At 41.2% G+C, this 20619-nt stretch carries 21 protein-coding genes; 13 read left to right on the top strand and 8 right to left on the bottom strand.

Annotation, left to right across the window (positions count from 1 at the left end):
* The 3 genes from A4U55_RS05245 to A4U55_RS05235 all read right to left on the bottom strand — a co-directional run.
* The coding region (locus A4U55_RS05245; protein WP_264753415.1) for an HAD-IIB family hydrolase at positions 1-696 on the bottom strand (696 nt) is incomplete at its 3' end.
* Positions 629-823, bottom strand: a complete 195-nt coding sequence (locus tag A4U55_RS09320; protein ID WP_063454091.1) for an HAD family hydrolase — start codon at positions 821-823, stop codon at positions 629-631. The genes A4U55_RS05245 and A4U55_RS09320, both read right to left, overlap by 68 nt.
* Complete coding sequence (locus tag A4U55_RS05235; RefSeq protein ID WP_063454090.1) at positions 813-1439, bottom strand: DedA family protein; 627 nt, start codon at positions 1437-1439, stop codon at positions 813-815. Before A4U55_RS05235 ends, A4U55_RS09320 begins: the two co-directional genes overlap by 11 nt.
* Before the next feature lie 366 nt (positions 1440-1805).
* Between A4U55_RS05235 and A4U55_RS05230 the strand changes: the two genes are divergently transcribed.
* The 4 genes from A4U55_RS05230 to A4U55_RS05215 all read left to right on the top strand — a co-directional run bounded on the left by A4U55_RS05230 (position 1806) and on the right by A4U55_RS05215 (position 6208).
* Positions 1806-2528 (top strand): cell division protein FtsQ/DivIB, encoded by a 723-nt coding sequence (locus A4U55_RS05230; RefSeq protein ID WP_227513428.1) that lies wholly within the window; start codon positions 1806-1808, stop codon positions 2526-2528.
* A gap of 68 nt (positions 2529-2596) precedes the next feature.
* The gene (gene ftsA, locus A4U55_RS05225) at positions 2597-3895 is read left to right on the top strand and encodes a cell division protein FtsA (RefSeq protein WP_063454088.1); all 1299 of its coding nucleotides are present in this window, start codon (positions 2597-2599) and stop codon (positions 3893-3895) included.
* A gap of 201 nt (positions 3896-4096) precedes the next feature.
* Positions 4097-5218, top strand: a complete 1122-nt coding sequence (ftsZ, locus tag A4U55_RS05220) for a cell division protein FtsZ (protein WP_063454087.1) — start codon at positions 4097-4099, stop codon at positions 5216-5218.
* 45 nt (positions 5219-5263) lie between these two features.
* Positions 5264-6208, top strand: a complete 945-nt coding sequence (locus tag A4U55_RS05215) for a PHP domain-containing protein (protein ID WP_003658844.1) — start codon at positions 5264-5266, stop codon at positions 6206-6208.
* A 29-nt stretch (positions 6209-6237) separates the two neighbouring features.
* Here the strand turns inward: A4U55_RS05215 and A4U55_RS05210 are convergent, their stop codons facing one another.
* Positions 6238-7134: a regulatory protein RecX gene (locus A4U55_RS05210; protein ID WP_003663592.1), complete on the bottom strand. Its 897-nt coding sequence runs from the start codon at positions 7132-7134 to the stop codon at positions 6238-6240.
* 45 nt (positions 7135-7179) lie between these two features.
* Positions 7180-8229: a recombinase RecA gene (gene recA / locus A4U55_RS05205; protein ID WP_003658848.1), complete on the bottom strand. Its 1050-nt coding sequence runs from the start codon at positions 8227-8229 to the stop codon at positions 7180-7182.
* Between the two features lie 855 nt (positions 8230-9084).
* Between recA and A4U55_RS05195 the strand changes: the two genes are divergently transcribed.
* From A4U55_RS05195 to A4U55_RS05175, 5 genes are all read left to right on the top strand, one after another.
* Entirely contained in the window at positions 9085-10503 is a 1419-nt protein-coding gene (locus A4U55_RS05195) for an FAD-binding oxidoreductase (RefSeq protein ID WP_003658852.1), read from the top strand.
* A complete protein-coding gene (locus A4U55_RS05190) occupies positions 10487-11029 on the top strand; it encodes a pilus assembly FimT family protein (protein WP_003657790.1) in 543 nt (180 codons plus the stop codon). Before A4U55_RS05195 ends, A4U55_RS05190 begins: the two co-directional genes overlap by 17 nt.
* An 81-nt stretch (positions 11030-11110) precedes the next feature.
* Positions 11111-12160, top strand: coding sequence for a 5'-nucleotidase (locus A4U55_RS05185; protein WP_003657791.1), 1050 nt, complete (start codon positions 11111-11113; stop codon positions 12158-12160).
* A 111-nt stretch (positions 12161-12271) separates the two neighbouring features.
* Positions 12272-13111 (top strand): TatD family hydrolase, encoded by an 840-nt coding sequence (locus tag A4U55_RS05180; RefSeq protein WP_003668334.1) that lies wholly within the window; start codon positions 12272-12274, stop codon positions 13109-13111.
* Positions 13104-13889 (top strand): tRNA threonylcarbamoyladenosine dehydratase, encoded by a 786-nt coding sequence (locus A4U55_RS05175; RefSeq protein ID WP_003658855.1) that lies wholly within the window; start codon positions 13104-13106, stop codon positions 13887-13889. Before A4U55_RS05180 ends, A4U55_RS05175 begins: the two co-directional genes overlap by 8 nt.
* Before the next feature lie 216 nt (positions 13890-14105).
* Here A4U55_RS05175 and dapD read toward each other — a convergent pair whose 3' ends face one another.
* The 3 genes from dapD to lipA all read right to left on the bottom strand — a co-directional run bounded on the left by dapD (position 14106) and on the right by lipA (position 17220).
* Positions 14106-14927 (bottom strand): 2,3,4,5-tetrahydropyridine-2,6-dicarboxylate N-succinyltransferase, encoded by an 822-nt coding sequence (gene dapD, locus A4U55_RS05170; protein WP_003657795.1) that lies wholly within the window; start codon positions 14925-14927, stop codon positions 14106-14108.
* Positions 14928-15058: 131 nt separating this feature from the next.
* The gene (locus tag A4U55_RS05165; RefSeq protein WP_003668336.1) at positions 15059-15997 is read right to left on the bottom strand and encodes an alpha/beta fold hydrolase; all 939 of its coding nucleotides are present in this window, start codon (positions 15995-15997) and stop codon (positions 15059-15061) included.
* Between the two features lie 158 nt (positions 15998-16155).
* Positions 16156-17220, bottom strand: coding sequence for a lipoyl synthase (lipA, locus tag A4U55_RS05160; protein WP_003658860.1), 1065 nt, complete (start codon positions 17218-17220; stop codon positions 16156-16158).
* Positions 17221-17741: 521 nt separating this feature from the next.
* Between lipA and hemH the strand changes: the two genes are divergently transcribed.
* The 4 genes from hemH (at position 17742) to A4U55_RS05140 (ending at position 20549) form a co-directional block, all read left to right on the top strand.
* Positions 17742-18707, top strand: a complete 966-nt coding sequence (gene hemH / locus A4U55_RS05155) for a ferrochelatase (RefSeq protein WP_003671646.1) — start codon at positions 17742-17744, stop codon at positions 18705-18707.
* A gap of 58 nt (positions 18708-18765) precedes the next feature.
* The gene (locus A4U55_RS05150; protein WP_003671647.1) at positions 18766-18966 is read left to right on the top strand and encodes a hypothetical protein; all 201 of its coding nucleotides are present in this window, start codon (positions 18766-18768) and stop codon (positions 18964-18966) included.
* Between the two features lie 474 nt (positions 18967-19440).
* Entirely contained in the window at positions 19441-19746 is a 306-nt protein-coding gene (locus A4U55_RS09200) for a hypothetical protein (RefSeq protein ID WP_003672867.1), read from the top strand.
* Positions 19677-20549 carry an AOC03_06830 family ribosome hibernation factor gene (locus A4U55_RS05140; protein ID WP_455906299.1) on the top strand — a complete coding sequence of 291 codons (873 nt, stop codon included), beginning with the start codon at positions 19677-19679 and terminating at the stop codon, positions 20547-20549. Before A4U55_RS09200 ends, A4U55_RS05140 begins: the two co-directional genes overlap by 70 nt.
* Positions 20550-20619 lie beyond the last annotated feature (70 nt).

Raw genomic sequence — 20619 nt, 5'->3', positions numbered from 1 at the left:
GGGTTTTGTTTGGGGGTTGATTAAGTCCAGTTTAGCGCTTTTAAAATTTTTTTCAATGCCATCTTGATCATGGCGTGGGCAAATAATATGAGCATGTTGTTTTAACATGGGATGTGCGTTACCCATAGCGATGGCTGTTCCCACCAACTTAAACATTTCCATATCATTTAAGTCATCTCCAAAAGCTACCGCCCCTGATTTGGAGATATTTAGCTGATTTAATAGTCTTGCTATTGAGCGTGCTTTTGAACTTTGATAATCCAATACATCTACAGCGTACCGATGCCAACGAGTTGTTTTAATGTCAGGTGGTAGAATGATTTTCTCGGCTTCATGATCTTCATAAAATGCTAAGATTTGATAAATGGGTTGATAAAAATCAAAAGTTTCTTTATTAGCTGGTTGTGGTGTGATGTCCAATGCACCTAAAGCAGTTTTCAAATTGTGATTCTGATTGAAACAAAAGATTTCAGCCCTTGTCATAAATGCAGTGGCAATGTTATGATGCTCAAATACTTCTAATATCTTTTTAGCTTGCTGATATTGCAATGGAAAATCGAATAATTTTTTACCAGCGAATTCATTGTATTGACCATTCATGGTTAATAGGTAGTCAATACCAACCTCATCAATCAGCTTGCGTACTTCGATGGGTATAATCCCAAGTGCGACCTGTGGCAATTGCAAGCAGTACACCTTGATTTTTTAGAGCGAGTAAAGCAGGTTTGACACTCTGCAGGATGCGTTGTTCGTCTTTGATATGTAAAGTATCATCAATATCAAGGAAAATAATTTTAGGTAAAGAATAAGACTTACTTAGCATGAGTACCCCAAAATTTTTTGATGCGTTTATAACTGACAAATAAAATAATAAGCCCAGCACCTATGATGATATAATGGCTGATGGTACTGACATAGTTGGCTACTTTATGGTAGTTAGCTCCTAATACAAAGCCTGCGTATGCCAAAATCGCACTCCAAATTAAGGAACCCAATCCAGTTAATATCAAAAAAGGCAATAAGGGCATGTGTGCCATACCTGCTGGAATGGATATCAGTGAGCGTATCGCAGGGATCATTCGTCCAAAAAATATGACAGATTTACCGTGCCGATCGAACCATTTTTGGGCATTGCTTACATCATTGGCGGTAATCAAAAAATACTTACCATAGCGATTTGTCAAATGTATCAAACGCGCTTTGTCTAGCTTTGTACCGATATAATATAAAGGTAGGGCACCAATGATTGAGCCAATTGTGCCAGCAATGATGACGGCAAATAAATTTATCTGACCTGTGGCTGCAGCAAATCCAGCAGCGGGCATAATAAGCTCTGATGGGATGGGTGGAAATATATTTTCTAAAAACATCATTAAACTGACACCAACCAAATCTAGCTTGTCCATGATGACCAAAACCCACTCACTCACTTGTTCCATAGTACTCGTTCACAAATATTAAAATATTTAAATTTTAACATTTTTTCCATGATGATGTTGTTGGGTTGTGCAATAAAGGGTTGCTTGATTTGTGTGTATTCTTTGCTTATTTGCTTTTTTGTAAAAAATTGTAACTATATGTAATATCATGAGATTTTTAGGATATTTTTGAATTTATTACTTTCACTTATCGATAAAATGCGTTAACATACGCTAATTTATCTCAATATGACTCTATCAACGATCGTATATATTCAAAAGCATTATCGCCACCAAAAATCTGATCGTCATAATTGTCTATAAGGCATTAATAGAATATTCAAAAATTCATTGATGATAAAAATTTAATAATCAATGGCGTAATTTGTGACTAAAATCTCTATGAAGACAATGACTGTAAAGCCATGGCATTCTGCATTGATGATAATTGTATTGATTGCAATTTTTGGGTTGTTGACCAACTACTTATTAAATAATGAAACAGTTAAACCCATTGTTATAGAACTAAATCAGCTAACCAAATCACAGTTTGGTGCACTGCAGCAGGCTATTGAACCGATTGGTAAAGTACAATTTTTTGGGGCAGATTTGGTAAAAATCCACCAAACTATCAGCCAGCTGACTTGGGTGGAATCTGCTAATGTGCGGCGTGATTGGAATAATGGCGTGGTTGTTTCGGTCATTGCACGCAAACCTATTGCTAACTTTGGTAGTGATAGATTGCTTGATGCCGATGGCGTCGTGTATGAGCCTGCCGAAAGCAGTCAGCTGATGAATCCTAATTTGGTTAATTTGCATGGGCAAGATACCGAATCTCAGCAGATTATGCAAAAGCTTAAGCGGATCAATACTTGGTATGCGCCTTTAGATGTTCAGGTTCAGGATTTGATTTTGACGCCTCGTCAAACTTGGATTATACGATTTAATAATGGCATGCGTATCATGGTTGATCATGAAGATGCAGAGCAAAAATTGTACAATTTAGCCATACAGTTGCAAAGTGCTTTGGCAAATGATTTTGGACGCATTGACTCTGTGGATCTTAGATATAAGAATGGTTTTGCAATCGCTTGGCGTAACCAAGCTTAATATTTTATTGATAAATTGATGCTCATTGACCAATTTGGGCATTTTTTGAAGTGGTTTAAGGAAATCGTGTGACTCTTCAAGCGGTAATACATATTAGCTCTACGGCTGTCTGTACAGTGGTTGGGTATTTTGAAACCAAAGGTTTGGAAAAACACCTTAGGGTTTCGGCTGTCGGCTTGGCGCACACAGATGCTTTTTTTGGTGGTCGCGTTGATCATCGTGAATATCTTTTATCGGCAATTCATAAATCTGTTCGTGAGGCCAGCGATATGGCGGGTTTACAAATCATTTCACCCGTCTTGTGCATGGCATCTGCCATGATGAATATGCAGAATATGAGTAATGAGGTTAATATCGATACAGCTGATCGTATGGTAACCCCAGAGCATATTCGTCAAGCAACTCAAGCGATGTCTGATCAAATCATAAGCCAAGACCGTGCACCGTTTCAGATGAATCGCCAATTGATTTTTTTAGAAGATTATCATGTCCAAGATGCCAAAGGGTTGATGACGGATAAAATTTGTGTGGCAAGTCATGTAATTGATATGCCAACCAATCAGTTAAAACAGATGATCAGCTTGGTTGAACAAGATGATTTGCAGGTTGCATCATGTCTGTTTGATGGGATTGCTGGTGCTGAATACGCCTTATCTGAGGATGAAAAACAAGCGGGGGTTTGTTTTATTGATATTGGTGCGGGCATGACTAAGGTGTGTATCTATAAAGATGGTATTTTGATTTATAGCCATTGCTTGGATATGGGCGGTGTGACCGTGGATATGGACATTGCCAAAGAGTGCGGTATTTTACTTGCAGACGCGGACAGCTTTAAGAGACAAGAAGGAACATTGAATCGTCATAAATATTCGTCAGGTGCTGTGGTGACCTATAAACGACATACCAAACACGAAAAAACCATGCTCAGACGAGAGCTAAATCAGGTCATAGAGGCACGCTATCGCAAGCTATTTGATAAAGTCATTGATGAAATTGATGCATCTTTATTGGTTAGTTTGGATGCTGGAATTGTCTTGGCAGGCGGTGGTTCGTCTATGGATGGATTACTTGATTTTACAAGAAACCATATCGGCATGAAAGTACGGCTAATTACGAATAATCCAAGGGTGAAATTGGATCCTGAGCGTCTATCTGACGATAATATTAAGCTACTTAATAAGCACCTGTGCGATAATACGCTACATACTGCGATCGGTGCACTTTTATTTATGGGTAGCACTCAATATGCTCGTGATCAGCAGACCCAAGAAGCTGATGAACTGGATGATTCTTGGATGACTGAGCGTGTGAGTATGATCAGCCAGCTTTTTGGACAATTTACTGCGTGGATTAAGCGAGTTTTTTAAAGTTTTAGACCGATATGATCAATCAATTAATTGCAATATTGGTCTAAATTTAACACAAAAACCTCTAGGCTTTTTCTAGGCTTTTTTAGTGAAATTTACTAATACCAGCTTGCACAGCTTGCCAAAAGTACTGATTGTGCGTACAATGGTGCTATACTTTTATTGAAAACAATTTTTTGGAGTTAGGTTATGAAATACGGAATGGCTGATGAATTTCAACCAGAAGCCAATGGTCAAGCACGAATCATTGTCTTTGGTGTTGGCGGCGGTGGCGGTAATGCTGTTGAGCATATGGTTCGCCAAAATGTTTTGGGCATTACTTTTGTTTGTGCCAATACTGACTTACAAGCACTAAATAAATTATCAGCACCAAATAAAATCCAAATCGGTGCGGACGCAACTCGCGGCTTGGGTGCTGGCGCTAACCCTGAAGTTGGTCGTAATGCCGCTGAGAGCAATGAAGATGAAATCCGTGCCATGCTCGAGGGTTATAATATGGCATTCATCACCGCAGGTATGGGCGGTGGTACAGGTACAGGTGCAGCCCCTGTGGTTGCTCGCATTGCAAAAGAAATGGGCATTTTGACGGTTGCAGTTGTCACAACACCGTTTAGTTTTGAGGGCAAACGCCGAGCTGCTGCTGCTCGTAACGGCATTGATGCTTTGACCCAACATGTAGACTCAATCATTACCATTCCTAATGATAAGCTGACTCAAGCATATCGCAATTTGACGATGGTAGATGCTTTTAAAAAGGCGGATGATGTTTTATTACATGCGGTAAATGGTTTGACTGAAACCATCGTAAACCCAGGTATGATTAACATCGACTTTGAGGATGTGCGTACTGCAATGAGTGCCAAAGGTCATGCGATGATGGGTATCGGCCGTGCTAGCGGTACTAATCGTGCCTCTGAAGCGATGGAAAAAGCCATTCGCTCTCCTTTACTTGATGATCTCAATCTAAGAAATGCCCAAGGCTTGATTATTAATATCATCGGTTCTGGTGTGAGTATGGATGAGGTGATGTCTATCGTTGCCATTGGTGAGGGCATGATGGATGAAGATGCACATGTATTTTATGGTTTGGTAGAAGATCCTGATATGGAAGATGAGATTCATGTGACGGTCGTTGCGACAGGTCTGACGGTTAATGAGCGGGCAGTACCAGTCAAATTATCAGGAAATAAGCAAGAAACATTAAGAACGCATACAAGTGCATTGGCAGAAGAAAATCAGCAAGCCTCCATTCCACGCCAAGGTGTACCAAAGCCGATCAGTGTTGGTACTTTTTTGCAAAGAGAGCAACAAAAAAATAGTTGATTTATGATAGAACCAAAGTCCTGCCCATATGGCGGGGCTTTTTTAATGTTAATGATGCCAGTTGATGATGAATTGGGAATTTGGATTATGAAAAAAATAGACCTGCACATGCACAGTACTTGCTCTGATGGTACTAATACACCAACAGAATTGATTAAAAAAGTCGCTTTGGCAGGCATTCAGATGGCGGCATTAACCGATCATGATACAATCAAAGGATTGGATGAAGCCAAACAGACTGCTAAAATGGTCGGCGTGGAGCTGATTCGAGGGGTAGAAGTCAGTTGCACCCATACCTTATCTGGGGGCTATGGTAAGCATCAAGAAATTGATAAAATTATCCATGTTGTTGCACTGAATTTTTCGGATACACTCAAGATGAATGAAGCACTGCAATCACTACAAGACAGCCGACATCTGCGTGGACGACGAATGACCCAAAAACTTGCCAGTTTATTGATGAATCATCCTGATGAAGAGCCTGTACTTTTTGAGCATTTGTGGCAAAAGGTGCTAGTCAAAGCAGATGGTAATGCTCGTGCTGTTGGGCGTGCACACATTGGTCAAGTTTTGTATGAATTGGGCTATGTGTCTAGTGTGCAGGCTGCCTTTGATAAATATTTAGCAGACAATAAACCAGCTTATGTACCCATACAAACCATCAGCATGGCAGATACGATTGCACTTATTCATGAGTGTGACGGCTTGGCTGTGCTTGCTCATCCAACACGATATAAACTATCTGCAACACGCACGCAAAGGCTCATCAGTGATTTTGCTCAATATGGTGGCGATGGCTGTGAATTGCCAAATCATGAGCCATTAAGTTGTATTGAGATGGTTGGCCGTACAATTGCTAAACATGGTTTGGCAATATCACTTGGTAGCGATTTTCATGGCGACACGATGCCATGGCGAAAGCTTGGCTCAACGGCAGTGAAGAGCGATAACCAAATAGGCATCTGGGAGCGGTTTGGTGAAATATACTGATAGATTATGATGACCATCTATTATAGGCTTTAAGCTTCTTGAAAATCCGCTAAAGATAATTTCAGTGCCTCAAGGCAAACCCAAAACTCAAAACCTCGATACTGCAAGAATCTCAGCTGCTTGGCTTTATCCTTGGGTGTTGTTGGGATAGTATCTCCATATTTGCGTGTACGCACCTCAACAGCCAGCTTAAGCCAATTGACCGTCTCTGATTCATCACAAGTAAGAATAGTGCCATCGGTCAATGAGTCTGCTCCAGCTTGCTGGATCAGTTGGTCAATGCTATCAACACTCTCAGGCAAGTTGACTTTGGCAGACTTTAAAACTTGTAGAATGTGGTTTTTTCCACGACCTTTTCGGATACTTTCACGAACGAGCATCATAGCAAAGCGTTCATCTGATTGATAGCCTTTGTGAGCAAATTCTTGTAACAAATCCTCCACCGCTTGAGGTTCGCAGCCTTTGGCAAGCAGTTTTTTTTGTAATTCATGCTGTGACATTTCTCGCCGTGATAAATAATAAAACGCAAGCCAGCGTAAATAATTGGTTGCCTTGTCAGTTTGTATTAATGGTTCAATGGCAACATCACTAAGGCTGTCAGCAAGTTTTTTAGGCATGGCAATAGAATCTTGACCGCCTTGAGCATGTTTTAATAATTCGCCAATTTGGGATTTGGATAAAGATTTGGGTTTTTGGTTTTTTAGGGCTTTTGGTGGTTGTGTTTTATCTGTGGGCGTATGACTGATTGGGGCTGTGTCATGACTTGATGCGGTCACTAAAGATTTTGGTTGGCTTGGTTTTTTTAAGGTATTATTTTTTGGCAAACGGTTAAGCTTTGGCGGCTTGGTTGTGGTGAGTTGATAAAAATTGGTTTCATCAAGTACCTGGATTTGATGATTATCAGCAGAAACAGGCGATTCGCCCATTTCTGCTAGAACTTCGGATAAGGTCTTGATTGTCATGATGAGTGATTAGAAATTATCATCTTCTAAATGCTCTTCAGGCTCATCTGATTCTACGATGGGTGTGACTGTGGCTAATTTACTCTCACGAACTTTGGCTTCGATTTCGCTGGCAATGGCAGGATTTTCTTGCAGATATTTGACCGTATTGGCTTTACCTTGACCAATTTTACCATCACCATAACTGTACCAAGCACCTGACTTACCAACAGCACCAATATCAACACCCAAATCGATCACCTCGCCTAGGCGGTTAATGCCCTCACCGTACATAATTTGAAATTCGGTTTGGCGAAATGGCGGTGCCATCTTATTTTTGATGACTTTGACGCGTGTTTCTGAACCAATAATCTCATCGCCATCTTTGACAGAGCCAATGCGTCGAATATCAAGACGCACAGAGGCATAGAATTTTAGGGCATTACCACCTGTGGTCGTTTCTGGACTGCCAAACATGACGCCAATTTTCATACGGATTTGGTTAATAAAAATCACCATGCAATTTGAACGCTTGGCGTTGCCAGTAATTTTACGCAGTGCTTGGCTCATCAAGCGTGCTTGCAGACCCATGTGGCTGTCGCCCATTTCACCTTCAATTTCAGCTTTTGGAGTCAAAGCAGCCACCGAGTCTACGACAATCAGATCAATGGCACCTGAGCGTACGAGCATATCGGCAATCTCAAGTGCCTGTTCGCCATTGTCAGGCTGCGAGACAAGCAAATCATCAATATTGACGCCAAGCTTTTTGGCATAAATCGGATCAAGTGCATGTTCAGCATCAATAAAGGCACAAGTACCGCCTTGCTTTTGGCACTCGGCAATGGTTTGTAAGGTCAGTGTGGTTTTACCAGAGCTTTCAGGCCCAAAAATCTCAATAATTCGACCTTTTGGCAAGCCACCGATACCCAATGCAATATCAAGCCCAAGCGAACCTGTTGAGACCACATCCACATCAAGCTTGGCTGTTTCATCACCCAAATGCATGATGGTATTTTTACCAAACTGTTTTTCAATTTGAGCCAAGGCGGCTTTGAGTGCTTTTTCTTTATTTTCGTCCATAGATATTCCTAGAATTAATATGATTGCCCTGTTGCAATTTCGCTGAAAAAATTACGCTGACAAGCTTGACAATCATGTTACTAAATTTATCGCTAATTATAGCATAACTGCCTTTTTTATGGTGGTTTATCCTAAAAATATTTTGTGTGTCAGTTGTGTCATTTTAAATGAATTGTTTAACAATCATGGTTGTGAGCTTGGGGGTTTATTTTAATTAAACTTTCGATAAAAAAGCGACCGCAAAAATATTTTTTATCCAAAATTTGACCTGATAAAAAACCATCTGCCATCTTATCCATGAAATATGTCAAATCATTGTGAAACATCAAAGCCAGCACATCAATACAAACAATGTGCCTGATTTTTGTGATTGTGATTTTATCTATCATATCATGTGTATAAGCCATTGATTGATATTATAAAAATATCTAAAATTGGCATTGTTCAAATTTTAATCAATTCCTATAAAGGCATTGTAAATACATGCTTATCGCTGCAATCTATCAAGTATTTTTGAAAGTTATCCACAGCTTTTGTGGAAAAGTTTTTTGGGTTTATGAAGGTCAGATTTGGCAGACTTGGAAAATTTTTGGGGATTTGATAAACAACTTATCGTCATATTTATTAAGAAAATTTTTAGAATATTGTTTGACAAGTCGATAAGTTTCACAAGTTTTTATCAGTATTATTGGGCTGATTTTAAGGGATTAATGTGGTTCAATTTTATCCATTCAACCAAAAATTGAACCAAATGAACTGGTCTTATAAAATTAAAAATGTGGTACAATGATTGTAAATTTTTGATAACAATTAAGAGCATTTGATAAGACACGCTTGCAACATGGGATGGACTCGATGACGCAGATAAGATTTTCAGAAGCAATAAGCAAACTTCAATCACGATTTGGTGATCAGCTTTCAACCAATATGACCACCCGTGAGCAGCACGCACATACGACGACTTGGCTGCTTAATCAGCCTGCTGATGCGGTCTTGACTGCCAAGCATAAGTACGATGTGGCAGATGCGATCAAGATTTGTTATGAACACCATATGCCTGTTATCGCATTTGGTATCGGCTCATCATTGGAGGGTCAGCTAAATGCACCGTATGGCGGACTTTGTATTGATATGTCGCAGATGGATGAAATTGTTGCGATTAATGAAGAGGATCTGACGGCGACCGTGCAAGCAGGCATGACCAGAGAAGTACTCAATGACTATTTGCGTGCAACAGGGTTATTCTTTCCGCTTGACCCTGGAGCGAATGCAACCATTGGTGGTATGGTCGCTACTCGAGCATCAGGCACAAATGCTGTTCGCTATGGGACAATGAAAGAGGTGGTTTTGTCGCTGGAGGTGGTATTACCAACGGGTGAAATCATCAAAACAGGCACACGAGCCAAAAAGTCATCGGCTGGTTATGATTTGACGCGTTTGATTGTTGGTTCTGAAGGGACGCTTGGCATTGTCACAGAGGTGACGGTTAAGCTATTTGGGCAACCTGAAGTGATTGGGAGTGGTACTTGTCATTTTCCAAGCATTGATACGGCTTGTCAGGCGACCATTGCCACCATTCAGATGTGTTTGCCAATTGCTCGTATTGAGCTGCTTGACCCGATTCAGATTCGTGCATGTAATCAGTATTCAGGCTTATCATTGCCCGAAAAAGCCACCTTATTTGTAGAATTTCATGGTACTAAGCAGAGCGTGGCAGAGCAGGCGACTTTATTTGAGCAAATCATCGAAGACTTTGGCGGCAGTGATTTTGAGTGGGGCAGTGATGAAGCAGTACGCAAAAAACTGTGGAGTGCTCGCCATCATGCGTATTATGCTGCCTGTGCGCTTAGACCGACGGCGCGTGGACTGTCAACCGATGCATGTGTGCCAATTTCTCGACTGGCAGAATGTGTGACACAAACCCAAGCCGATATCCAAAAGTCAGGTATGCTTGCACCAATTGTCGGTCATGTGGGTGATGGTAATTTTCATGTGCTACTGCTTGTTGATACAAACAATGATGAAGAGCGACAAAAGGCTGAAGAAATCCTTGAGCGTTTGGCGGTGCGTGCAATTGAAATGGGCGGTACTTGCACAGGTGAGCATGGGATCGGACAAGGCAAGCGTAAATATATGCAAAAAGAACATGGTGCTGCCATCGGTGTCATGCAGGCGATTAAGCAAGCCATTGACCCTCGAGGCATCATGAATCCTGGTAAGATTTGGTTTGACCTTGGCGATAATACTATATCCACCAATGAATCAAAGGCCTAACACTCAGCAAGGTTTCACACTGATTGAGACATTGGTTGTTCTTAGTATCTTGGTAATCATTGGCATGATTGCTATACCAGCCTATGACTCGCTCATGCGTCGTTATGAGTCTCAAATGGTGGGTCGGTATGTTCAAGAAGCACTCCGACGAGCCAAGATTGAGTCGGCTTTGCACCAAAAAGATGTCATCATTTGCCCAATTAACACCTTGGGTGTGTGCGATAGATTTGGGCAGTCTGGTTTGATGGTGTTTATTGACAAAAATAAAAACAATCGCAAAGATGACAGTGATGCTTTGGTGTTAAAAGAATCATTTGAGCTAAAATATGGCATGTTATCAATGACTGTGGCACTACATCGGCATTATATTAAGTTCATGGGCGATAATGCAAAGCCTCGTGGATACATGGGTAATGTGCGTTATTGTTCGCTTAATGGCGATGCTGCATTGAGTCACCAAACAACGATTAATATGCATGGTTTGAGCAGAATCGAAAATGGTGATGTTACCAAGCTCGGCTGCTAGCTTAAGACATACAATCATTCATCAACTCCCAAACAAAGCTGTGCTAAAATGGCAGAGAAATAGTAACCAAGAAGGCAATTTATGGCGGTCGATTTTTCAAATACCCTAATTGTCGCAATTTCGGCGACAGCTTTGTTTGATTTGGCAAAAAATGAAGCCAAGCTGGCTGAATTGGTTGCCAAAGATAAAGATACCGCCGCGCGTAAATTTCAAGCATACCAGCAGGTGCGTGAAAATGAGATCTTAGATAAAGGCTCAGGCTATCCTTTGATTGAAGCACTGCTCAATCTTAATAAACATCAGCCACCGATGGAATATCACATTGAGTCGCCCTATGTTGAGGTGGTGATTGTCTCCAAATCATCACCTGATATTGGCATTCAAGTGCTTAATTCGATTCGTGCCTATGGTCTTGGGATTACTCGCTCGGCATTTATTTCAGGTGATTTGGTTGCAGATTATATCAAGGATTTTAATGTTGATTTGTTTTTGACGACCAATCATAAAGACGCTCAGCAAGTTGTAGATGCCAAAATTTGTGCGTGTGCGGTACTTGATGCAACACCGATCAGTATTGATAAGCTCGACAGTCATCAGCTTCGCATTGCTTTTGATGGCGATGCAGTATTGTTTGATGATTCAGGCGAGCTGGTTTTTAAGCAAGAAGGTTTGTATGCTTTTCATGCACGAGAAACCGAAATGGCAGATTTGCCGATTGAAAAAGGGCCGTATGCTGATTTTTTGATCAAATTATCCAAATTACAAGCCAAATTACCCAACCAATCGACCGATGCGCCACACAATCCAATTCGCATCGCACTGGTAACAGCACGCAATGCACCTGCTGATATGCGTGCCATCAAAACCCTAAGGCAGTGGGGTGTCACGGTGGATATGGCATTTTTTTTGGGTGGTCTTGATAAGACCAATGTGCTAAAAACATTTGCACCGCATATCTTTTTTGATGATTCGATCAAGCATATTGATGCTGCACGCTCAGTTGTACCATCAGCACTTGTGCCTTATCATTCTGAATCTCAGCTAAATATTCTAGCACCTCAAGCAATCCCTGATATGGAAGATCGGGCATTTACTCCCATTAAACCCAAAAAACCCAAGACATCGTCATGACACAGTCATATCAACATCTTTTAATTAAGCTTGCCATCATCGCTACGATGACTATGTTACTACGACAAAGTACTAAGCCTACTACTAATAAGACAATTTTACCAAAATATTATGATAAATCTGATTGATACACATACGCATTTTGATATCCCAGAATACGATGATAAGCGCGTGCAATTTACCCAAAACGCTGATAAAAATGGCGTACGGCATTTGCTATTAATTGGCTATTTGGCAAAATATTTTGAACGCATGGTTTTGGTCAATCAAGCCATTAATGCACTCAAACACGCACCAAGATCACATTTGGCTTTTGGACTGCATCCGTTGTATATCAATGAACAGCATGATGATGATTTGGGTATTTTAGAAGATTATCTTAATAATTATCCGACCATCGCTATGGGTGAAATTGGGTTGGATACTTATGCTAAGCCACTAAAACAACCCGACATTTTTCAAAAACAAAAACGATTTTTTGTTGAGCAAATTCAGCTTGCCAAAGCGTATGACTTGCCCATTTTGCTACACATCCGTAAAAATCATGCCGATGTTTTAAAAATTTTGGCTGAGCAAAATTATCATGCTCATGACAGGGGTGGCATTGCCCATAGTTTTAGCGGCGGAGAACAAGAGGCATTGGCTTTTGTAAAACACGGATTTAAGCTTGGTATTACAGGTCAGATTACCAATCCAAATGCCAAAAAGTTGCGTCGGTCTGTGAAAGCGGTTTTTGATAAGTATGGTATTGAGGCGTTTGTGATTGAGACGGATTGTCCTGATATGATGCCGTTGCCTTGCTCGCATTTGGGACAATTTAATGAACCTGCTCACTTGCATTGTGTGCTAGATGAGCTGTCTGAATTATTTAATTATGATAAACAATTATTAGCAAATCAGCTTTGGAAAAATAGCTGTGATGCACTGCGTATGGATTGGAGATATGACTGATACGATACAAATGGATTATGACCGCCGCTTTATGGGGGTAAGTACACTGTATGGGCAACAAAATCATGATAAATTTGCCAAAGCCATTGTTTATGTCATTGGTGTGGGCGGTGTGGGTTCGTGGGTGGCCGAGGGTTTGGCACGAACAGCAATTGGGCAAATTGTCTTGGTTGATATGGATGTCTTGGTCGAAAGTAATATCAATCGCCAATTGCCCGCACTAAGCCAAACACTGGGCGAAAATAAAATTGAAGTGATGGCAGAACGCCTGCGTGGCATTAACCCAAGGGTACAACTTGACTGTATTGATGAGTTTTTGACGGTCGATAATATCAAGACCATCTTACCCAATCGTGCTCGTGTGGCAGCATTAAAAGCTGAAGGTAGGGCGGTCATCGTGCTAGATTGTGTGGATGATATGTCTGCTAAGCTTGCCATTGCCTTACATTGTCGGTTTAATAAAATTAAATGCGTCATTGCAGGCGGTGCAGGTGCAAAAATTGACCCAACCAGAATTGGTGTGGCTGATTTAAGGGATACTACTCAAGATCCGCTATTGGCCAGATTACGCTCAAAATTGCGAGAAAAAGGCATCGGCACTAGCCATAAAGAAAAGTTTGGGTTACGCTGTGTATATTCTGATGAGCCACCAAAGCTAACCAATAACCTTTGCCAAACCCATCTAAATTGTGGGGGATTTGGCTCTGCTGTGGTAATCACTGCAACTGTGGGTATGCTGATGGTTGGTGAAGCACTAAAAATCATCAGTACTCACTAAACAATGCTAAAAAGATACTAAGTGTTATCATCAAAGCAGACGCTGATAATCAAATAAAATCAGCCAAGCGTTATTTTTAAGGTCAAATCCATGGCGTTGGCTGATATAGTATTGACCATAATCAGTCATAAATAATCAGCTATAATAAGTGTATCACGCCTAAGTTATGTTGGTTTTGATTAAAACCAACATAACAATCACTGGATAAAACCAAAGTTACTCGGTGCGTAATAAGTCATTTAGGCTGGTTTTGGCTCGTGTTTGGGCGTCCACCTTTTTGACGATGATGGCGGCATATAGACTATATTTTCCACAGGGGCTTGGCAAATTGCCTGGTACCACAACCGAACCTGCTGGCACACGGCCATAAAAAATCTCACCTGTTTCACGGTCATAAATGCGTGTGGATTGACCGATGTACACGCCCATGGAGATGACCGAACCTTCCTCAACGATGACCCCCTCAACAATCTCAGAGCGAGCACCGATAAAGCAGTTATCTTCGATGATGGTAGGGTTTGCTTGCAGTGGCTCTAACACACCGCCAATACCCACACCGCCTGATAGATGAACATTTTTGCCAATTTGGGCACATGAGCCAACGGTTGCCCAAGTGTCTACCATCGTCCCCTCATCCACATAAGCACCGATGTTGGTATAAGATGGCATGAGTATCACATCTTTGGCGATGAATGAACCTTTGCGAGCGACCGCAGGGGGAACGACACGCACGCCTGCATTTTTGAAATCTTCTTCTGTCCAGCCATTAAATTTGGTGTCCACTTTGTCATAAAAACCCAATTCACCTGCATTCATGGGTTTGTTGTCATTGATTTTAAAGGACAATAATACCGCTTTTTTGACCCATTGGTGAACAACCCACTCGCCATCAATTTTTTGGGCAACACGCAAAGAGCCATTATCCAACGCTTCAATCACCTCATCAACAGCCGCACGAATTTCTGGGCTGACGGTTTGGGCGGTGAAATTGGCACGGTCATCAAAAGCCGTTTCAATGATAGTTGCAAGTGTTGACATAATCACTCCTCAAAAATTCATCATAAATGGTTTGCTTATTTTAGCATATTTAAAGCACAAAAAACGCTTAAGCCGACATTTATGGGTTAAATTAGGGGTTAAAATCAGTCATTGAAATACATGATGACCGACTAAACTCTTAGATGACGCTCAATCCAAGCTAAGATGTCCACAAAGACTTTTTGTGCTTGTTTTTCATGCAGTGGCTCATGACGCATATTAGGATAAAGTTGAACACTGACCGAGCAGTTGGCATGTATCAGTTTTTCTTGTAGTGTTTGAATGTCTTGACCCATATTGCCTACGGGGTCATTATTGCCACTGATTAATAAAATTGGGTAATTGCTTGGCATATTGGTATACCAATCAGGACGCATGGCACGCTGCATCAAAGCAAATAAAGTCATCCAGCCATTATTGGTAAAGGCAAATCCTGTCAGCGGATCTGTTTCAAAGGCTCTGACGGCATCAATATTTTCACTAAGCCAAGCAAATGGTGAGGCACTGATGGGCGAGCGAAGCTGGGAGAGTAAAACATGATTCATCAGATGAGCAGCCTTTTGGTTCACCTGTTTGGCAAACAGCTGATTTAATAGCCCAAAGCTCACCAAACTCATGCGATTGAGCAGTCCAAAACTGTCTGCTGTCCCCATGAGTATCACGCCATCAAAGCGTGTACTGTGATGGGTCAGTACCGTTCGCACAATGAATGACCCCATCGAATGCCCCATGATATAATGGGAAACTGGGCGGGAGGTGAGCGTGCGTGCCTTGTCTTTTAATTTATCCGCCATGATGATGACATCTTTACACAGGGTTTGGACGGGGTGTTTTTCGTCAAAAAAACCAAGCTCGTATTTGTCCTTGACTGTCTGCCCATGCCCAAGCTGGTCATAAGTTGCCACAAGTACACCATTATCTGCCAAAAACCTTGCAAAATCAGCATAACGACCGCCATGCTCACTCATGCCATGCACGATAAGCAAAGTGGCTTTTATTTCACCTTGTGGCACAAAAAACGCATGATGCAGGCGGTGGATTTGGTTGGATGATAGGATAATTTGGGTCATGGTGATGTTGGCTATACTAAATTGGTGATTGATGAGTTTTTGGCTTTTGACTTATTTTGACTTATAACATGATTTGTTTGACAAAAATTGTAAAAAAGCTGCCATCTCATCTTTAAAGCATGGATAAAAATTGGCATTAAACCCCAATTTTATGACAATCAAAAACACCCAACTTTTTCGCCACGCTCTGCCTTTGCCAATTTCTCTTCGGCAAGGACTTTTGAGCTACGCACAGGCGGCGGGCAATCTTCACCATAATACTGACGGTCGGCAAAGTAGCTTGAACGCACCATCGGATTTGCCCAAATGTTAAAAAAGCCCAGCTTTTTGCCATATTCGGTATAACGGGCGAACTCATCAGGATGTACATATCTGTCCACAGGAGCGTGGTTTTTACTGGGGGCAAGGTATTGCCCAATGGTGATGATGTCCACATCATGGGCTTTTAGGTCGTCAAGCAAGGCATAAACCTCATCTTCGGTCTCGCCAAGCCCAACCATAAATCCACATTTGGTGGCGACATCAGGTCGGCGTGCTTTGTATTGTTTTAATAAGCTCAAAGAATGCTCATAGTCTGAGCCTGGGCGAAATGCCTTATAAAGGCGTGGCACGGTCTCAATATTATGATTAAAAACATCAGGGGCGGTTTGGGTTAATAAATCCAGTGCAACCTGTTCACGCCCACGAAAGTCAGGCACCAAAATCTCAATCAAGCAATTTGGACTAAGGGCTTTTGATTCGTTAATGACATCCACAAAATGCCCAGCACCGCCGTCTTTTAGGTCGTCTCTGTCCACGCTTGTGATGACGGCATATTTTAGCCCAAGCCCGAGTATCGTCTCGGCGGTGTGTTTTGGCTCATCTTTGTCCAGTGGGTTTGGGCGTCCGTGTGCCACTTCACAAAATGGGCAACGGCGTGTACAAATATCCCCCATAATCATAAAAGTGGCGGTACCGTCCCCAAAACACTGGGGCAGATTGGGGCAGGCAGCTTCTTCGCAGACGGTGTAGAGCTTTTGTTTGCGAAGCGTGCCTTTGATGCGTTCCACCTCGGCAGGACTGGATAATTTAACACGAATCCAGTCGGGCTTTTTGGGGGCTTCAACAGTGGGAATGACCTTGATGGGAATGCGAGCGACTTTGTCATAGCCACGCAATTTTTCGCCTTGTACGGCTTTTTTGGGGGTAGGTTTTGGGCTTGGGGTATAGGTTTGGACGGTCATGGTTTGCCTAATGATTAATGATATCTATTGTTATGGTTCGGTTGTTGGTGCGTATTTGGTGCTTTTATTGACCCAATTTTGATATCTATTTTGGGGATAATACTTGTATGATATGCCTATTATACGCCAAATTCAGGTACTTGTTAAGCGTAAAGTTAAATCGCACCCAGGCTCGTTAATGAGTCTGGTTGACCATAAATTCAAGCAGAGTCATTTTAAACCAGTATTTAAACCAGTATTTTAAAAAGATATCTTAAATAAATATGCCAAAACAGGTATTTCAACCAATATTTTAAACATCTGTGATATATTCATTCAATCACGGTTTTTAAAATGTATCAAGATTTTTTGTGTTAAAGGTGATAAAATCAAGCAGTATGATGACTTAAATTAGCATGTTTAATTATCAGAGTTTTCATTGGGCGGTTTTGATTGAGTGATTAAATGCTCAAAACACTCAAAACACTCAAAACGCTTGCTTTGAAGACTTATCCTTGATTGATGAATGGTATCTTTGATTTATGAAAAAAACCGCCATTATTTTAGTGAATCTGGGCACACCAGACGCCCCAACGCCCAAATCGGTACGCCGCTATTTAAAAGAATTTTTAAGCGACACTCGTGTGATTGAAATCCCCAAATTAATCTGGCAGGTGATTTTAACTGGTTTTGTGCTAACCACCAGACCTAAGCGTGTGGCACATGCTTATGCCAGCATTTGGATGGATGATGGCTCACCATTATTGGTCATACTCAAAAATCAAGCCAAAGATTTGCAGGATTTATTAAGCCAGCAAGGCATAAAAACCCCTGTTTATCCTGCAACCACTTATGGCAATCCTTCGATTAAATCGGTGATAGAGGATTTGCTGGCCGACGGGGTATCATCTTTGATTGTATTGCCACTGTTTCCGCAATATTCTGCCACATCAACCGCCGCTGCCTTTGATAAGATTGCCAAACTGTTATTGCACAAAAGACAGCTGCCTGAGCTTCATTTCATCACAGAATATCACAATCACCCGACATATATTGAGGCATTGGCACAGTCTGTTGAGCGTTATTGGGCGGTGCATGGGCGTGCCGATAAGCTTTTGATGAGCTTTCATGGCATTCCTAAGCCATATGCCGATAAGGGCGATCCGTACCCTGAACAATGTCGTACAACCGCCGTTCTTTTGGCAGATCGCTTGGGGCTGTCTATCAATGAGTGGGCGATGAGTTTTCAGTCTCGTTTTGGTGCCCAAGAGTGGCTAAAGCCATATACCGATGAGCTGCTTGGTGAATGGGGAGCGGCCAGACTTTCGGTACAAGTCATCAGCCCAGCATTTTCAGCCGATTGCCTTGAGACACTTGAGGAGCTTGCGGTTGAAAATAAAGGCAATTTTTTGCAAGCAGGTGGGTGGGCGTATGACTATATTCCAGCCCTAAACACCGATGAGCTGCATATTCAAATGATGGCGGAACTTGTCAAACAATATATATAAAGTATCTTATATATCAAGCATCTATCATACTAGGCTAAAGATTGGATTGGAGTATAAAATGAGCAAAAATAAAACCCCCGATTATGTATTGCGTGCAAACGCAAATTATCGAAAAAAGCACACAACAACTAAATCATTGCAACTTCATAATGAAAAAGATGCTGACATCATTCAAGCGTTGCAGAATGAAACTAAATCTTTTAACGCTTTTATTAAAGACATACTGCGTAATCATTATAATATTAATAAAAATCAATAACTTATAAACTTTTTGGATATTTTCATAATATAATGCTTGATTATGCCCTACAGTTAGGGCTTATTAAAAACATAAGCAAGGGTATTGGGCAATTGCAACAAACCAAAAAGGGTTTCAAAATATCTAATCAAATCTTAATATAAACAAGCGGTAGGTTCTACCGTGTTAGTCTATGGAGTTGATGTAAGTCCAAGTTTAAATGAATAAGGTAAACAACATTGAAGTAGAAATTAAACGCTAAATTTGCCTTTGGGTAGGTTTAGATAGGTTTTAAGGAACAGGATTAGATAACATAAAATAACGCACCGATGGTAAAAATCTCACAAAACCAAGCAGGCTTGACTTTGAATTGATTTTAAAAAGTTATTATACTAAAAATTATCTGATATTAAGATAGTTTATGGATATATTTGGTTTAATTTGTTTAGTTTAATTTGTTTAATCTAAGCTTTTATCAAATAGAAGAACATCATAATGAAAGCAACACTAAAACAGCTCAAACAAACCCAAGCCAATCCTGCGGTAAGTATTTTTGTCAAAACGCACCGCACTCACCCTGAAAATGAACAAGATGCCATTGCTCTAAAAAATCAGCTCAAAGTTGCCGAAGACCGTATTACCGAAGAGCATGATAAACGCACCGCTGATGCCATCTTGGTGAATATTACCGCTCAGACAGATGAGCTTGACCACAACGATAATCTAGTACGCTGGCAATTTTTGCAACTGAGTCAGAAGCGACCGTACTTCGTCTGCCTTTTGATGCCAAAGAGCGTGTGATTTTGGGGAATAAGTTCGCTACTCGTGATTTGATGCGTGATTTGTCAGAGGCGGTGAATTATTATGTGCTGGTTGTTACCAGCGAAAACGCTCGCCTATTGGTTGGCACGAACGGCACTTTGATTAAAGAAGTGGTGGGCGACAGTCCACGCCAAGAAGTCCATGATGAGTTGGCATTCCCCATCAAAAATACCACATTACCAACAGGCAGTAAATCAGACCGTACAGGCTCATCAGACGACCACAGCTATCTCAAAGAGTTTATGAATCGTGTGGATAAAAGCTTACAGCGTATCTACAACGCATCGCCATTACCTGTCATTTTGGTGGGTGATTCACGCACTTTGGGCTTTTATGAGCAAGTGTGCGATAATTCATCAATCATTTTGGGTAAGGTTGATAACCTGCCACATCTTAAAGATGGCAATGCCCAAGAGATCATCGATGGCGTTCAAAAGCTGGTTGAAAATCAGCGTAAAACTCGTTACGAAACTGCCCAAGGTGAACTTGAAAAAGCTCGTAACGAAAAAATGGTTCGCACAGACCTACAACAAATCTATCGTTCTGCCGTTGAGGGTAATGCGGTTACCTTACTTGTTCGCCAAGGTTATAGCGTACCTGCAACCATCGATGAACAAAACGCAACTTTATTGGTTGCCGAAGATGCAACCGATGATGGCGTAAATGATGATGCCGTTGCCGAAATCATCGAATTGGTTGATCATAATGGCGGTGAGGTCGTCTTTGTACCTCGTGAGCAAATGAACGAAAAAGAGCCTATTGCTTTGATGACTCGTTACTAATCGATGACCGATTGGCTAAGTTTGCCAAACTGCTTAAAAATCCCCATGTGAAAAATCCCCATGTGATATG

The sequence above is a fragment of the Moraxella catarrhalis genome (assembly GCF_001632285.1).
GTDB lineage: Bacteria > Pseudomonadota > Gammaproteobacteria > Pseudomonadales > Moraxellaceae > Moraxella > Moraxella catarrhalis.
The sequence above is the reverse complement of the archived record's forward strand: the minus strand, read 5'-3'. Positions and strand labels throughout refer to the sequence as shown.

What these genes read in the sequence shown, in the direction of transcription:
- A4U55_RS09320 (WP_063454091.1), bottom strand. Translation starts at nt 823, where the DNA reads ATGCTAAGTAAGTCTTATTCTTTACCTAAAATTATTTTCCTTGATATT.
- A4U55_RS05150 (WP_003671647.1), top strand. Translation starts at nt 18,766, where the DNA reads ATGAGCAAAAATAAAACCCCCGATTATGTATTGCGTGCAAACGCAAAT.
- A4U55_RS05185 (WP_003657791.1), top strand. Translation starts at nt 11,111, where the DNA reads ATGGCGGTCGATTTTTCAAATACCCTAATTGTCGCAATTTCGGCGACA.
- A4U55_RS05215 (WP_003658844.1), top strand. Translation starts at nt 5,264, where the DNA reads ATGTTAATGATGCCAGTTGATGATGAATTGGGAATTTGGATTATGAAA.
- A4U55_RS09200 (WP_003672867.1), top strand. Translation starts at nt 19,441, where the DNA reads ATGAAAGCAACACTAAAACAGCTCAAACAAACCCAAGCCAATCCTGCG.
- A4U55_RS05175 (WP_003658855.1), top strand. Translation starts at nt 13,104, where the DNA reads ATGACTGATACGATACAAATGGATTATGACCGCCGCTTTATGGGGGTA.
- A4U55_RS05195 (WP_003658852.1), top strand. Translation starts at nt 9,085, where the DNA reads ATGACGCAGATAAGATTTTCAGAAGCAATAAGCAAACTTCAATCACGA.
- hemH (WP_003671646.1), top strand. Translation starts at nt 17,742, where the DNA reads ATGAAAAAAACCGCCATTATTTTAGTGAATCTGGGCACACCAGACGCC.
- A4U55_RS05180 (WP_003668334.1), top strand. Translation starts at nt 12,272, where the DNA reads ATGATAAATCTGATTGATACACATACGCATTTTGATATCCCAGAATAC.
- A4U55_RS05190 (WP_003657790.1), top strand. Translation starts at nt 10,487, where the DNA reads ATGAATCAAAGGCCTAACACTCAGCAAGGTTTCACACTGATTGAGACA.
- A4U55_RS05210 (WP_003663592.1), bottom strand. Translation starts at nt 7,134, where the DNA reads ATGGGCGAATCGCCTGTTTCTGCTGATAATCATCAAATCCAGGTACTT.
- recA (WP_003658848.1), bottom strand. Translation starts at nt 8,229, where the DNA reads ATGGACGAAAATAAAGAAAAAGCACTCAAAGCCGCCTTGGCTCAAATT.
- A4U55_RS05235 (WP_063454090.1), bottom strand. Translation starts at nt 1,439, where the DNA reads ATGGAACAAGTGAGTGAGTGGGTTTTGGTCATCATGGACAAGCTAGAT.
- A4U55_RS05165 (WP_003668336.1), bottom strand. Translation starts at nt 15,997, where the DNA reads ATGACCCAAATTATCCTATCATCCAACCAAATCCACCGCCTGCATCAT.
- lipA (WP_003658860.1), bottom strand. Translation starts at nt 17,220, where the DNA reads ATGACCGTCCAAACCTATACCCCAAGCCCAAAACCTACCCCCAAAAAA.
- dapD (WP_003657795.1), bottom strand. Translation starts at nt 14,927, where the DNA reads ATGTCAACACTTGCAACTATCATTGAAACGGCTTTTGATGACCGTGCC.
- ftsZ (WP_063454087.1), top strand. Translation starts at nt 4,097, where the DNA reads ATGGCTGATGAATTTCAACCAGAAGCCAATGGTCAAGCACGAATCATT.